Genomic DNA, 14509 nt, shown 5'->3' on the forward strand with positions numbered 1-14509 from the left:
AAAATGATAAGTCCTCGAAATCACAAAAATATTTTTCAAAATCGACCGGCTTGCCGATATTGAAACCGCATTAAAACGGTGTTGGAGAAACCTTCCAACGCCGTTCTTTCGTTTTGTCGCTTCGCTCCCGCTTTGACGCTTACGCATTCTCGCTAATCGCTTTGTACGCCGCCACGCTCTGCGCTTTCACGATTTGACCGCGGAAGGCCAGACGCGCCCCGACACCCGCACTCGCAAACGAAGCATCGTAATTCGCAAACGCACTCGACACACCGCCATTCGCATACGCGTTGCCGCAGCCGCGACAAACCACACGGGATGCTGAGCCTGAATGCCAAAATATATCCGAGTAATGCGTTGATGAGGAGCCATTCACATTGCCGACAGGTATAACATCCATATATCTGCCGTGGGCGACAGTCGGTATCCACAAGCCACTATTAGAAGTTCCTTTTACCATACGTGTAGAGCCGTCAGGCATCCAGATACGCCATTTGCCGACGTTATCCCTGTCATTGGGAAGGTCTACACCGTCCATCATGTCATATTTATTGCCGTAGATGTCCTCATAACCCAAACAGCAGATGTTGTTCACTTGAGTTACTGCAGCACCACCGTATTCGTCTACGCCACGATACCATGCATATTGGTGCACAAGATTATCGACGAGACTCTTCGTAACACCGTTGTTCACGCTCTTGGCCTCTTCGTAACCGATTGTATCCCTCATTTCGCGACTTGCCGTACCGCCTGTAGTGCGACTGTTTGAATGCAGACCTGCACCGCACTGTTCTTGTGCATTTCGACGACCATAGCGAGCATAGAACAGGTTGGCTATGCGAGAGTGTATCAGGACATCAATTTGTTGCATACCTCGCTGAGCACTGTAATAGTGGAAGTCCGCTCACGTCATGCTACCGGTTGTAGAACTTACACTAATGACAGCACGCAATTTCGATCCGATGACAGAGAAACCTAGCACTGCACACAAATGCTCGTCGTTTGCCACCCATTCAGGCTCCATATCCTCAATCCTTGTACTATTGCTCAATACCACACAGTCGAACTCTGCCGTGTTCAAAATGGTAAAGTGGAGGTTTACAGCATCGTCCGGTATGTCGACGATGAGGTACATGTCTGCCTCAAATTTGTTGCCAATAGTTGGAACGACTATGGAGTTGATTACCTCACCTTCTGCATCTACAAAAACTGAGCCGACGAGGTTTGTGCCGGGAATACTGGGGAAGCGGACGCGTTTGAAGCCTTCAACGATCACCTTGCACACGCTGTATGCGTTGTCGTTGGTATAAGAACTTGACAAGGTATCTTTACCACTCATAATCTTCTTTCCGGGCTGGAAACCTCCCTGAGTACCCTTGATTTCTCCAAGTATCAATACAGTCGCCTGTGGACTTGCCGACTTATGAAGTGCATCGTTGGAACTGTAGCAGCTGTAGTGCTTGCCTTTCATGTAATCATTGATACCTTTGCTCCAAAAGAACGGCTCGTACATCATCCAGTCGCCCTCCGTTCCATCAAGTTTTGCTTCTGAATCGTCGGCATACTTGTAGCTATCCGCATCATCGAGAGGATAGTAGGTCATCTCACCATCAAGGTTATTCACGACCGTGTTCAGACAGGCCATATTCACATTGCGAGTCGTCGCCTTTTTCGTCACCTTAGCCAGTACCCTATGGCGTTGTTTCAGGATTGCCGAAATATGCCCACTTGGCTTATAGTACGTGCCGGTCTTATATCCGGTTCCGTTATCAAGATTGCTCACGTTGGCATCATCACTTACGGAGTCATCGAACTCAATCATTGTGTAGTCTGGTTGCATGATATTCAATTCAGGAAAGTGGGCTACCAATTCTGCGTAGGTTTCGCTCTCCAAGTATTTGGTGAGACGGACTGTTCCGACGAGGGTGCATGTTTCGGTAGCACTACCCTCTGGAAAATCCAATGTAAGATGCCCCCTAAAACCAAAATGATTCTATCCCCTGAAAATATTCAATAATGCCCCCTCAAAAAGTCTTGACCGATGGGGTCATTATTATTTTAGAAGTTGTTTTGAATTATGAAAGAATCATTTAATATATTGTTTATCAGCTATTTAATTAATCGTTCCTTATAAATTCAAATTATGCTGAAAATTTTATTTTATCTTGGCGGAAAAACCATTGAAAACTAAAATATAAAAAATTTTCTTTTAGTCTTTCCATCATTTTCTTCAAGTTCCAAGCAGTTGCAGCCAGATAAGCGTTGATTTGTATGTCTTTTTCACCCCACAGGTAATTCTGTTCCATACGGAAGTCCTTTTTAAGATGTCCGAACATAGGTTCAATTGCCGCTCTGGCTCTGCACTTGTATTCGTTTCTGCCGTTTTTGACAAGGGGTGTCTTTGGCTTTGGGTTTACCGGGAGTGATGATGCTTACACCCCTTATTTGTTTGCGCCCCCTTTCCGCCTCGATCATAAATCAACTCTTGGGGTAATTTCAACCGACCGGCTTCCATCTGTGCAAGTAGTGGTTCTATTGTATCGCCTCGTCGTAAGGGTTTCCCAAAAATGCTTTTATAGCCGTGATAATTTTTCGCCCTTTTCTACCCGTGATTATCATCCCCACTTTATTGCCGAACTCATATTGCTTGTGCGCTTTTCCCTTAGCACAATGGATATTGCCGTTCAGGTGTGCAATCAAATCTCTGTCTGAAAATCCTGTGTAGGATTCAAGAACCATCAAAGCGATCTTGCCTTCAGCAGAAAAGTAGTTCTTACGCCCATAAGCAGACTCTTACAGACCCATCCTATGCGCTAACTCTTGGAAAGGAAAAAAAGCTCTTGCTTATCTGCTTTATCCCCATCCCCAATGCGTAACACTGGAGAATGTTTGCTATCTTTGTTGTCATAGTATAGTAGAAATGATTTTATCCCACCGGTCAAGACGGGTATCAAATCTACGAAAAAACCCCTGCAGGACATTGTCTGACAGGGGCATTTTTATATTGGAATCAATGGGCAGGACTATTTGGGCACAAGGGGATAGAAGCGCTTGGTTTTAGGGGGCATCTTACACTGGTTTTCCCATCATTTATAATCTTTTATAAATCCCTCCATCAGCCAATTGGCGAGGGCCTGCCGGTTGGAATTGATGACCAGTCGCCGCTGGTCGAACGTGTTTTGAATATTGCCCAGCTCCACAAAAACAGAGGTCGGATGGGTGTAAGCCAGCACATACAGATTCCGCCCGCTCACCGTTCCTGAAAAACCGCGATTAGGCTGATGCTTCCCGTATTTCGACTCAAACATATCTTTCATGTTGTATGCCAACCGCTTGCTTTCGGCCTTCTTCATGGAATGATAGAAAAAGACATCGGTCTGCTTCCCTTTGCTCCGGCTGTCTACATGAATAAAGATGGCGCGGCAGTAAGCATAGTTCTTCCGGTCTTCCCGGTAAAGCGTGTTTATCCGCTCGCAACGTTGCTTCAAGCGTTGCACCTGATTTAAAGGAATGGGAGCGCCCATGCAGGTTTCGCGCTTGCTGTTCGACAAATAGGCATCATCTCTGATACCGTCTTTGGCATCCCGGATGATAATGTGCACTTCCGCCCCCTCCTGCATCAGGTTGCGTGCCAGACGAAGGGCGATATCATAGGCATATTCGTCTTCATGAAGTTCATGTTTTCCCACATAGCCGATAGCTCCCGGGTCGGGACCTCCATGCCCGCTGACTATATAAAAGCACGCACCTGCCAGACGTTCGGAAGTTACCGGGACATCCGCCAACTGCTTTCCGAAGAGCGGTTGATGAATGGACGTTCCTTTTCTTGAAGGCTTAGCCGGCACTATCTCCTTTTTCCCACCGGCAGGCAGCTTATCCGCAAGAGGCTTTCCCGATACGGTTTTCGTTCTTTTCACCGGAGGAATGACGTAGGTCATCCCCATCTTCAACACTTCTTCCTTCCCTAATTGTTTCCTGTTCAACTCCACAAAGTCATTATAATATTTTTTAGGCGACCTGTTGTGCCTCAGCAGAAAAGTAGAAATGCCTTCGCCGGCTTTCGGAGTGGCTTTCTCTTGAGCCGTTGCTCCCGGAATTAAAAAGAATACACTAAAACACAGAAGAATACCGAATCTCTTTTTCATATTTACGTTAACTCGTATTTACAATATCATTTCACTCATAAAATAGAACAAAAATACGATTATTTTCTCTATTTTTGCGCCATTCATCCTTTTTTTGAAAAGAAGACATTTAAAACCGATACATTATGGCAAAACAATTCAAACCCGAAACATTGTGCGTACAAGCAGGATGGAAGCCCGGCAAAGGAGAGCCGCGCGTACTGCCCATCTATCAAAGTACAACTTTCAAATACGATACCAGCGACCAGATGGCGCGTCTTTTCGATCTGGAAGACAACGGCTACTTCTATACCCGCCTGCAAAACCCGACCAATGACGCCGTAGCCACGAAGATAGCCGCACTCGAAGGCGGAGTGGCCGCCATGCTTACTTCAAGCGGTCAAGCTGCCAACTTCTACGCAATTTTCAATATCTGCCAAGCAGGCGACCACTTTGTTTGCTCTTCGGCCATTTACGGAGGCACGTTCAACTTGTTCGGCGTCACCATGAAAAAGCTCGGAATCGACGTAACCTTCGTCAGCCCCGATGCCGGCGAAGAAGAAATATCGGGAGCTTTCCGCCCGAACACGAAAGCATTGTTCGGCGAAACCATCTCCAACCCGTCGCTCGAAGTGCTGGATATCGAAAAATTCGCGCGCATCGCCCACAAGCATGGCGTTCCTCTGATTGTAGACAATACCTTCCCCACTCCCATCAACTGCCGCCCGATCGAATGGGGAGCGGATATCGTGGTGCACTCCACTACCAAATATATGGACGGACATGCCACCAGCGTAGGCGGTTGCATCGTCGACAGCGGCAATTTCGACTGGGATGCCCACGCCGATAAATTCCCCGGACTATGTACTCCGGACGAGTCGTACCACGGACTGACGTATACGAAAGATTTCGGAAAAGCGGCTTACATTACCAAAGCTACCGCCCAACTGATGCGTGACTTGGGAAGCATACAAAGTCCGCAAAATGCCTTTTTGCTGAATCTGGGACTGGAAACGCTGCATCTACGCATGCCCCAGCACTGCCGGAACGCACAAAAGGTAGCCGAATATCTATCGGGACATGAGAAGGTGGCATGGGTAAACTACTGCGGACTGCCGGACAACAAGTATTACCCGTTGGCGCAGAAATACATGCCCCATGGGTCTTGCGGCGTTATTTCTTTCGGGCTTAAAGGCGGACGCGATGTCTCCATCCAATTCATGGACGCTTTGGAGGTAATCGCCATCGTCACCCATGTGGCGGATGCGCGCAGCTGTGTGCTCCACCCTGCAAGCCATACCCACCGCCAGCTTACGGACGAGCAGTTGATAGAGGCCGGTGTACGCCCGGACTTAATCCGTTTATCGGTAGGCATAGAAAACGCCGATGATCTGATTGCAGACATCGAACAGGCATTGAAGGCATAACGAATTAAAAAAATGTTTCTACAGTTTAAAGGACATAAGACCGTCTTTATATACAAACAGTAAAAGCAATAACCTCAAGTTTATCGGATGATGTCAGGCATTAAGACTTTGGAGGTGCGGTTCACTCTGTGGCAGGGGCGACTGCGCTTGCCGTTATACAGAAAGAAGTAGCTCCATTTATTATAAGAACAGCGTTTTCGGTTTAAAGGATATTTCGTCTGCCGTTCGTGATTCATTCGTCTTTCGTCTGCGTTTGATTCGTCTCTCGAACGGCAGACGAATCAAACGCAGACGAAAGACGAATAAGTTTTGCTGTAAAAAGAGTAAAGGATTGCAGTGTAAAGGATAAGATAGAAATCTTAGATTCGCCGCATAAATTAACGGTGAAACAAACTTACATCCTCACAGAACAAAGTAAATAAGCAGTTACACGAAATACTTTCCGAAATAATTCGTTTCAAGCGGCTATTGTAATAAAATAAAATGATTTCGCCCGTTTTTCAAAACAAATTCCAACATTTATTTATACATTTGTAGCCAATTGACAAAATTGCATTTAAATAACTTATCATGGCTAAAATAACCAAAGAAGCCGCTTTGCTCTATCATTCGCAGGGTAAACCCGGCAAAATAGAGGTCGTTCCTACCAAACCTCACAGTACACAGAATGATTTATCTCTTGCATATTCTCCCGGCGTGGCAGAACCTTGCCTCGAAATTGAAAAAAATCCGCAGGACGCTTATAAATATACGGCGAAAGGAAATCTGGTAGCCGTTATTTCCAATGGAACCGCCGTTTTGGGACTGGGGGATATCGGTGCGTTGAGCGGCAAACCGGTGATGGAAGGCAAAGGGCTGCTTTTTAAAATCTATGCCGGCATAGACGTGTTCGACATCGAAGTGGACGAGAAAGATCCGGATAAGTTTATCGAGGCGGTAAAGGCCATCGCTCCGACTTTCGGCGGCATCAATCTCGAAGACATCAAAGCGCCGGAGTGTTTTGAGATAGAACGGAGGCTGAAAGAGGAGCTGGATATTCCGGTGATGCACGACGATCAGCACGGCACTGCCATTATTTCAGCAGCCGGACTGGTGAACGCGCTTCAAGTGGCGGGAAAGAAGATAGAGGAGGTGAAGATCGTAGTCAACGGCGCCGGAGCTTCCGCCGTATCGTGCACCAAGCTTTATGTGGCTTTGGGAGCGCGCCTGGAGAATATCGTCATGCTCGACAGCAAGGGGGTTATCAGCCAAACGCGCACGGACCTGAACGAACAAAAACGGTTCTTCGCCACCGCACGCACCGACATACATACGCTTGAAGAAGCGATGAGAGGCGCCGACGTATTCCTCGGACTGTCGAGAGGAAACGTGGTGAACGGAGAGATGATACGGAGCATGGCCGCCATGCCTATCGTGTTCGCATTGGCCAATCCGGTTCCCGAAATATCTTACGAAGAGGCCATGGCTGCCCGTCCCGACGTTTTAATGTCTACCGGACGTTCCGACTATCCGAATCAGATCAACAACGTAATCGGATTTCCTTACATCTTCCGGGGCGCTTTGGATACGCAGGCAAAAGCCATCAACGAAGAGATGAAAATAGCTGCCGTATACGCCATTGCTAATCTTGCCAAACAACCCGTGCCGGATGTGGTGAATGCAGCCTATCAGGTAAACAACTTCACTTTCGGTCCCGAATACTTCATTCCCAAACCGGTAGACCCGCGCCTTATCACGGAAGTGGCTTGCGCCGTAGCCCGCGCGGCCATGGAAAGCGGAGTAGCCCGCAAGCCTATCGAGGACTGGGACGCATACAAGGTGCATTTACGGGAACTGATGGGATACGAGTCCAGACTCACCCGCCAGCTTTACGACACTGCCCGCCGCCATCCGCAACGGGTAGTATTCGCCGAGGGCACTCATCCCAACATGTTGAAAGCGGCGGTAGAAGCCAGATCGGAAGGGATCTGCCACCCTGTTCTGCTGGGCAACGACGAAGCCATCTGCAAGCTGGCGCAGGAGCTGGACCTCAGTCTGGAAGGCATAGAGATTGTCAATCTCCGCCATCCCGACGAAGCGGGACGACGCGAACGTTACTCCCGCATTCTGGCGGAAAAGCGGGCGCGCGAAGGATTCACTTTCGAAGAAGCCAACGACAAGATGTTCGAACGCAACTATTTCGGCATGATGATGGTGGAAACCGGAGATGCCGACGCCTTTATCACCGGACTTTACACCCGATACAGCAACACCATCAAGGTGGCGAAAGAGGTAATCGGCATCCGCCCGGAGTTTACACATTTCGGAACGATGCACATCCTCAACTCTAAAAAGGGAACTTACTTTCTCGCCGACACGCTGATCAACCGCCATCCCGACGCGGATACGCTGATAGACATAGCCAAACTTGCCGATCACACCGTGCGGTTTTTCAACCATACGCCGGTAATGGCGATGCTGTCGTACTCCAACTTCGGGGCCGACACTACAGGAAGCCCGGTAAAAGTGCACCAAGCCGTAAGCTATATGCAGGAGAGGTATCCGGAACTGCCCATCGACGGAGAAATGCAAGTAAACTTCGCGATGAACCGCAAGCTGCGCGATGCCAAATACCCGTTCACCCGCCTGAAAGGGAAAGACGTGAATACGCTCATCTTCCCGAACCTGAGTTCTGCCAACGCAGGCTACCAGCTATTGCAGGCCATGGATCCGGATACGGAGTTCATCGGTCCCATCCAGATGGGGCTGAACAAGCCCATTCACTTCACCGACTTCGAAAGTTCGGTTCGCGACATCGTAAACATCACAGCCGTAGCGGTAATCGATGCTATTGTGGAAAAGAAAAAGAAAATAAACGACCAATGAAACGCCCGTTATCAAAATCACAAATTGTTTGCATCAGCCTGCTTTGGCTGGCGCTGTGCTACTTGGTACTGACAAGAGCCGAACGCATCGACGGAATGACGATTATCATGCTGCTCATCTCTGCGGCATTGGTTTTTATTCCTGTCTATAAGTCCGTCAAAAAGAAGAAATAATATCTTTTTTACTTAAAAAAGAGTGATAATGTAACAGAAATAACACATTATCGCTTTTTTATTTATAAAATTGTTGCATATTCATTTTTTATCTTTACTTTTGCAAATCAAAATAAAGAACAAGAATCCGTTTGAATTTTGCCACTATTCTTTTTAAGAGTTCTTCTTGAAGAAAATGACCTGTTTCCATAAGAAAACCGTTGCGGAATACCGACGCGCCAAACAGAAAAGTCGGAGGCGGGGAACTCCGGGGAGAGAGGAAAACCGCAAGACGGCATTATCGAACCGGATTCTACGTTACAAACATATAAATATGGTGTGCCTGCAAAGCAGGTTCATAAAATAAGGTAATAGATAACCATTAAAAAAGTGATTATGAATGCAGCTAAGGTATTAGAAGATTTAAAAAGAAGGTTTCCCAACGAACCGGAGTATCATCAGGCGGTAGAAGAAGTACTGGCCACGATCGAAGAGGAATACAACAAGCATCCGGAGTTCGACAAAGCGAACTTGATAGAGCGTTTGTGTATCCCCGACAGAATCTATCAGTTCCGGGTCACTTGGGTGGATGACAAAGGCAACGTGCAAACCAACATGGGATACCGTGTGCAGCACAACAACGCTATCGGCCCGTATAAAGGCGGCATCCGCTTCCATGCGTCCGTAAACCTTTCCATTCTGAAATTCCTTGCATTCGAGCAGACTTTCAAGAACTCGCTGACTACGTTGCCCATGGGCGGAGGCAAGGGCGGATCGGATTTCTCGCCGCGCGGCAAGTCGAACGCTGAAGTGATGCGCTTCGTGCAGGCGTTCATGCTGGAGCTGTGGCGTCATGTAGGACCCGAGACCGACGTTCCGGCAGGCGACATCGGCGTGGGAGGACGCGAAGTGGGCTTCATGTTCGGCATGTACAAAAAGCTGACGCATGAGTTCACGGGAACGTTTACCGGAAAGGGACGCGAGTTCGGCGGATCGCTCATTCGTCCCGAAGCCACCGGATACGGCAACATCTACTTCCTTACGGAGATGCTGAAAACCAAAGGCACCGACCTGAAAGGCAAGACGTGCCTGGTATCGGGAGCGGGCAACGTGGCCCAATACACCATCGAGAAAGTGATCGAACTGGGCGGGAAAGTAGTGACCTGCTCCGATTCGGACGGATACATTTACGATCCCGACGGCATAGACCGCGAAAAGCTCGACTACATCATGGAGCTGAAAAACCTGTACCGCGGACGTATCCGCGAATATGCCGAGAAGTACAACGTGAAGTATGTGGAAGGTGCAAAGCCGTGGGGAGAGAAATGCGACATCGCCTTACCCTCAGCCACTCAGAACGAACTGAACGGCGACCATGCGCGCCAGTTGATCGCCAACGGCTGTATCGCCGTGTCCGAAGGAGCGAATATGCCTTCCACTCCGGAAGCCATCAAAGTGTTCCAGGATGCCAAGATTCTGTATGCTCCCGGAAAAGCGGCCAATGCCGGAGGCGTATCGGTATCGGGGTTGGAGATGACTCAAAACTCCATCAAGCTGGGGTGGAGCGCCGAAGAGGTGGATGAAAAGCTGAAAAGCATCATGAAGAATATCCACGAGGCCTGCGTACAGTACGGAACGGAAGCCGACGGATACGTAAACTACGTGAAGGGCGCCAATGTGGCGGGATTTATGAAAGTAGCCAAAGCGATGATGTCGCAAGGCATTTTATAAAATCTTCCCCGAAGGTTCCATACAGAAACCGATGCAACGGAAGGAGGATTCGTAACCCGAACCTTATACATGCAAAACGGCTTGTGGATGACGGGAAAGGATGTTTCCCTTTCGTTTGTATCCCGGAGCTCACGCATTCAATCCCCCTTTCGTCTGAAAAAGATTTCGCGTTTGCCTGAAAAAGACTTCGTGTCGAGGCAAACGCGAAGTCTTTTTCAGGCATGAGAGGGAATTCTCCGGTCTCATTGTAAAAGAGAAAAGGATGCGAAGAAGCGTTCCGGATTCGCTCGTTTGCGGTCAGCCTTGTCCGCCTTCGGGCATAAGCACAACGCCCCTGTTCTTTTTCCCGTCCATCTTCACCACCATCGGTTGTTCGAAACGGACGTGACGCAAGAACTTCGTTTCCTGTACGGCAGGCTGCGCATCGAGGTACTCCTGATTGTAAACGCCGTCGTTCATGTAAGCGTTGACGGTGAAATACCCCACGCCGAACGAAGTCAGATTCTGGAAGAAATGGGTTCCCTGACTCGGATCGACTCGGTAGTTCGTCAGTCCCGCCTCCACAATCACGCGCGCGGCGGAGATGTGAGGCCACTTCACGGGAATGCCGAGCCACGTATCGCTGCTTCCCCAACGGCCGGGACCGACCAGCACATACCCCTTTCCCTCGTCCAGAAACTGCCTGTTCAGTTTTTCTATCTCCCATGCGATGGCCTGATTGTTGGAAGCGCTATACCCTTCGGTCTTCACATATACAATATCATAGATATCGTTCACGACGCCATGCCCCAAAGACTTGTCCGAACGAAGCACCACCTGTTCGTCGGGTATCTGCGCCAAATCCTCGTCCAACACATCTTTGCTGTCTACTATCGGACGAATCTGCAAAAGGTAGAACGTTCCTTTCTTGTCCTGATCCGGATGCAGATTGGCGGCAAACTCTATTTCAACCGGACGCCGCATTTCCTGTTCGCCGTACTTCAACACCAGTTGCAGGATACGTGCCAGCGGGAAAACGTCGTGCTGAAGAATGTTGGCAAACGTGATTACTTTCCGCCCGCCGGGATAGAGTCCGTCGCGTATAATCTGGTCGTAGGGGTCGTATGTAGAAGCGATGTACCGCAATGAACCGTCGCTCTCCGCCTCTTTCACATGAAGTTTCAGCAGGTTGAACCCGTCGTTGATGGAGAAGTTTTGCCCTCCGTTCTTCAGGTCGAGCGCGTAGAAACGCGTCTGCGTTTCCTTCAGGGCAATCTCCATCTCGCTGGTCTGGAGCACGCGGTTGGGGTGATGAGGCGAGAAGCGAAGCGTCATTCCGCCGTCGACAATGTATTTGCCCAGTCCCAAAGCCAGGTTCACCGTCCCCTCTTCGGCCTTTTCGTCGCCCAAGGGGTAGTAGTTGAGCGAACGGGCTACACCCGACATCGAGGGGTAGTAGCGGTCGCCATACTGGTTTCCGACCACCTCTTGCAGGATAACCGCCATTTTCTCCTGATCGATTACATTCGACGTAGCCTGCATGTAGGCCTTGCTGTCGCGGAAGTAGACGGAAGCGTACACTCCCTTTATGGCGTCGGAAAGCATGCGGAGCATCTCGTACCGGTCGTCGAGATAAGGGATCATATACGTGTTGTAGACTCCGGCGAAAGGCTGGTAATGCGAATCTTCGAGCAAGGAAGACGAGCGGATGGCGATGGGCGACTTCACCACGTCGAAGAAGGTAAAGAAGTCTTCCACCAGCCGTTCGGGCAGTTTGGCCTTCAGGAAGTATTTCAGGATGAGATCGTCGTCGGCATCCGAAAGGGCTACCTGGTAGAGGTTGTTCGTTTCCATGAACTCATCGAACACATCGGTGCAGAGGACAACGGTCTTCGGAATGGCTACGGCGGCATCCTCGAACTCCTCGAATTCGGGATGAATCTTCACCATGTTGTCGATGAAAGCCAGTCCGCGCCCCTTTCCCCCCAGCGATCCGTCGCCGATACGGGCGAAGTTGGAATAACGGTCGAAGCGGTCGCGCTTGAAGACAGCCACCACTCCCTGATTTTTCATCTTCCGGTACTTGACGATGGCTTCGAAAATAATCTTGCGGTGAGCGTCCACATCTTGCAAGCTGTTCCACGTAATGGGGCGAAGAAACTCGGCAACGGGAAACATGGCGCGCGAATACAGCCAGCGCGAAACGTGGTTCCGGCTGATGTGGTAAAGGAACGACTCCGCAGGCACGGCGAAAAGAATGTTCTGCAGCTCTTTCAGATTGCGCACGCGCGCTATCTCCTCGCCGGTATCGGGGTTGCGGAACACGAAATCGCCGAAGCCGAAATTCTCGGATACGATGCGCCTCAGGTCGACATCCATCTTCTTCGAGTTCTTGTCGATGAAGCTTGCGCCGTATTTAGCGGCGTACAAGGCGTTCTCCGATTCGGACGATTGCACGATGAGGGGCATGAACGGGTCGTTCTTGCGTATTTCGGCACAAAGCTTGATGCCCGCCAGTTCGTCTTTGCCGCCGCGCTCCACTTTCGGGAAACGGACATCGGTAATCACGCCCAGAATATTGTTCCGGTACTTCCGATAAAGTTCCACAGCCTCCTGATAGGTACGCGCCAGAATAATCTTAGGCCGCCCGCGCATCCGAAGCGTGCGCTGATGGGCGTTCAACGCCTCGGTAGAAACCTCCTGACTCTGCTTGAGCACAAACTTATACAGGTTGGGAAGGATGGAGGAGTAGAAGCGGATGCCGTCTTCCACCAAAAGGATAAGCTGCACCCCCACCTCATTCACGTCATGTTCCAGATTCATCTTGTCCTCCATCAGCTTGATGATGGAGACCAGCAGGTCGGTGTTTCCCAGCCAGCAGAACACGTATTCGAACGCGCTGAGGTCTTCGTTGATGATGCGCTTCGTGATGCCGTGGCTGAAAGGCGTCAAAATCACGATAGGAATGTGGTTGTATTTCGCCTTGATATGCCGTCCGATATCGAAACTGTCGTTGTCTCCCGTACCCGGCATACATATTACAAGGTCGAACGGCATCTTTTCCAACAGTTCCCACGCCTCTTCCTCCGTCGATACTTGCGAGAAGCGGGGCGGATAGCGGAGAGACAGGGAAGTGTATTCGTTGAATATCTTCTCGTCGATACGCCCGTCGTCTTCGAGCATAAAGGCATCGTACGGATTGGCTATGAGCAGCACGTTGAAGATGCGCCTTGTCATCAGATTGGCGAACTGCGTGTCTTTGAAATAAAGCTGGTTCAGTTTGTATTTACTAAGCATAAGATCAGAATGATTACTCCGCAAAGTTAATTTTTTAATCTTATTTTTATTCTTTCCGGTGTCCCTATTTTGCGAATCGCAGCAGGAAGACGTTTGCCTGCCACACGGGGAGCCATGGGGAAGCGGCGATCTGCCTGCGATGCCGCATCCGTTGCGCCTCTCGGTTCGGGGAAGATTGCCCTGCGATACACAGACCGACAACACGGATGCATGTCCATACCGCCTCTTGCTTCGGGGAAGATTCTGTCGCAACCCGTTCGGCAACCGCCGTTCTGCCGGAGGAAGCGACAGCGGTACTACACAGCGTGAAAGTTTCCCGCCGGGAAAAGCCGAATCTATTCATTAAAGAAACAGAGGCTCTGTCCGGGCGAAACGGAGGCTCTGTCCGGGCGAAACGGAGGCTCTGTCCGGGCAAAACGGAGCTTCTATCCGGAGCAAACAGAGGCTTTATTCGAAGAAGGAAAAAGCTTCGACGGAACTGAAAGAAATACCACAAAGCAAAACAGAAACCATTTTCAGTAAAATACATCGTGTTTGTTCGGTGAAGAAACAAGCTCAGATGGAATTAAAAGAAGCATCACAAAAACAAAGCAGAAACCATTTTCAATAAAATACATCGGGAGCATTCGGCGAAGAAACAAGCTCCGACGAAACTGAAAGGACCGCCACAAAAACAAAACAGAAACTATTTTCAGTAAAATACACCGGGTTTATTCGGTGAAGAAACAAGCTCAGATGGAACTAAAAGAAGCATCACAAAACAAAACAGAAACCATTTTCAATAAAATAAACCAGTTTCATTCGGTGAAGAAACAAGCTGCGTCGGAACCCAAAGAAGGTAAGCCAAAGCCAAAGCAAAACTCTTTGCGGCAGAAACAGCCACTTCTCCGAAGCAAGGCAAAAGTGCCGCTCCGGCAAAAAGTTGCCGCAAGAC

General features: G+C 49.4%; 7 protein-coding genes and 3 pseudogenes. 5 read left to right on the top strand and 5 right to left on the bottom strand.

What is annotated here, in order from left to right; translation table 11 throughout:
- Positions 1–139: 139 nt before the first annotated feature.
- The 4 genes and pseudogenes from GGR07_RS07155 to GGR07_RS07170 form a co-directional block, all read right to left on the bottom strand.
- Positions 140–1951 (bottom strand): annotated as a pseudogene (locus tag GGR07_RS07155) (hypothetical protein); the annotation flags it as partial.
- A gap of 190 nt (positions 1952–2141) precedes the next feature.
- Positions 2142–2372, bottom strand: a pseudogene (locus tag GGR07_RS13900) (transposase); the annotation flags it as partial.
- 298 nt (positions 2373–2670) lie between these two features.
- A pseudogene (locus tag GGR07_RS14160) lies at positions 2671–2832 on the bottom strand (DDE transposase); the annotation flags it as partial.
- Between the two features lie 254 nt (positions 2833–3086).
- The gene (locus GGR07_RS07170; protein ID WP_021647213.1) at positions 3087–4145 is read right to left on the bottom strand and encodes an N-acetylmuramoyl-L-alanine amidase family protein; all 1059 of its coding nucleotides are present in this window, start codon (positions 4143–4145) and stop codon (positions 3087–3089) included.
- Between the two features lie 125 nt (positions 4146–4270).
- On the opposite strand from GGR07_RS07170, the gene GGR07_RS07175 reads away from it, so the two are divergent.
- The 4 genes from GGR07_RS07175 (at position 4271) to GGR07_RS07190 (ending at position 10299) form a co-directional block, all read left to right on the top strand.
- Positions 4271–5551, top strand: coding sequence for an O-acetylhomoserine aminocarboxypropyltransferase/cysteine synthase family protein (locus GGR07_RS07175; RefSeq protein WP_021647214.1), 1281 nt, complete (start codon positions 4271–4273; stop codon positions 5549–5551).
- A gap of 570 nt (positions 5552–6121) precedes the next feature.
- Positions 6122–8416: an NADP-dependent malic enzyme gene (locus GGR07_RS07180; protein ID WP_021647216.1), complete on the top strand. Its 2295-nt coding sequence runs from the start codon at positions 6122–6124 to the stop codon at positions 8414–8416.
- Positions 8413–8589: a hypothetical protein gene (locus tag GGR07_RS07185; protein ID WP_021647217.1), complete on the top strand. Its 177-nt coding sequence runs from the start codon at positions 8413–8415 to the stop codon at positions 8587–8589. Before GGR07_RS07180 ends, GGR07_RS07185 begins: the two co-directional genes overlap by 4 nt.
- Before the next feature lie 375 nt (positions 8590–8964).
- Positions 8965–10299, top strand: coding sequence for an NADP-specific glutamate dehydrogenase (locus tag GGR07_RS07190; RefSeq protein WP_021647219.1), 1335 nt, complete (start codon positions 8965–8967; stop codon positions 10297–10299).
- 297 nt (positions 10300–10596) lie between these two features.
- On the opposite strand, the gene GGR07_RS07195 is transcribed toward GGR07_RS07190, so the two are convergent.
- A complete protein-coding gene (locus GGR07_RS07195; RefSeq protein ID WP_122056349.1) occupies positions 10597–13575 on the bottom strand; it encodes a PEP/pyruvate-binding domain-containing protein in 2979 nt (992 codons plus the stop codon).
- A gap of 58 nt (positions 13576–13633) precedes the next feature.
- Here GGR07_RS07195 and GGR07_RS07200 point away from each other — a divergent pair, with 58 nt between their 5' ends.
- Positions 13634–13921: a hypothetical protein gene (locus GGR07_RS07200; protein ID WP_147298103.1), complete on the top strand. Its 288-nt coding sequence runs from the start codon at positions 13634–13636 to the stop codon at positions 13919–13921.
- Positions 13922–14509 lie beyond the last annotated feature (588 nt).

It is taken from the genome of Bacteroides pyogenes (assembly GCF_014196225.1).
GTDB lineage: Bacteria > Bacteroidota > Bacteroidia > Bacteroidales > Bacteroidaceae > Bacteroides > Bacteroides pyogenes_A.

What these genes read in the sequence shown, in the direction of transcription:
- GGR07_RS07180 (WP_021647216.1), top strand. Translation starts at nt 6,122, where the DNA reads ATGGCTAAAATAACCAAAGAAGCCGCTTTGCTCTATCATTCGCAGGGT.
- GGR07_RS07190 (WP_021647219.1), top strand. Translation starts at nt 8,965, where the DNA reads ATGAATGCAGCTAAGGTATTAGAAGATTTAAAAAGAAGGTTTCCCAAC.
- GGR07_RS07195 (WP_122056349.1), bottom strand. Translation starts at nt 13,575, where the DNA reads ATGCTTAGTAAATACAAACTGAACCAGCTTTATTTCAAAGACACGCAG.
- GGR07_RS07185 (WP_021647217.1), top strand. Translation starts at nt 8,413, where the DNA reads ATGAAACGCCCGTTATCAAAATCACAAATTGTTTGCATCAGCCTGCTT.
- GGR07_RS07175 (WP_021647214.1), top strand. Translation starts at nt 4,271, where the DNA reads ATGGCAAAACAATTCAAACCCGAAACATTGTGCGTACAAGCAGGATGG.
- GGR07_RS07170 (WP_021647213.1), bottom strand. Translation starts at nt 4,145, where the DNA reads ATGAAAAAGAGATTCGGTATTCTTCTGTGTTTTAGTGTATTCTTTTTA.